A 522-nucleotide genomic window follows, 5' to 3' on the forward strand; every position below is an offset into this window, starting at 1 on the left:
CACTTTGGCTTGCCGACGTGCTTGCTGATTGACTGGCGCTTGTTGATGCTGACTGGCTAGCTGATGTGCTTGCTGATTGACTTGCGCTTGTTGAAGCACTTTGGCTTGCTGACGTGCTTGCTGATTGGCTCGCACTGGTTGACGCTGATTCAGATGCACTTGTGCTTGCCGATTGGCTCGCACTTGTCGATGCGGACTGACTAGCTGAGGTGCTTGCTGATTGACTGGCGCTTGTTGAAGCACTTTGGCTTGCTGACGTGCTGGCTGATTGGCTCGCACTGGTTGATGCGGACTCAGACGCTGACGTGCTGGCTGATTGACTTGCGCTTGTTGATGCTGACTGGCTAGCTGATGTACTTGCTGATTGACTGGCGCTTGTTGAAGCACTTTGGCTTGCTGACGTGCTGGCTGATTGACTTGCGCTTGTTGAAGCTGACTGGCTAGCTGACGTGCTGGCTGATTGACTTGCGCTTGTTGAAGCACTTTGGCTTGCAGACGTGCTGGCTGATTGGCTTGCACTGG

Annotated in this window: 1 protein-coding gene; it reads right to left on the reverse strand. The window is 53.8% G+C overall.

All coding sequences use genetic code 11. The features are described 5' to 3' along the window. Positions 1-522 (reverse strand): hypothetical protein (locus tag QM374_RS10755; RefSeq protein WP_414311743.1); only part of this gene is annotated, 522 nt, incomplete at both ends.

The organism is Streptococcus infantis, from assembly GCF_047465525.1.
In the GTDB taxonomy this organism is placed as follows: Bacteria; Bacillota; Bacilli; order Lactobacillales; family Streptococcaceae; genus Streptococcus; species Streptococcus infantis_R.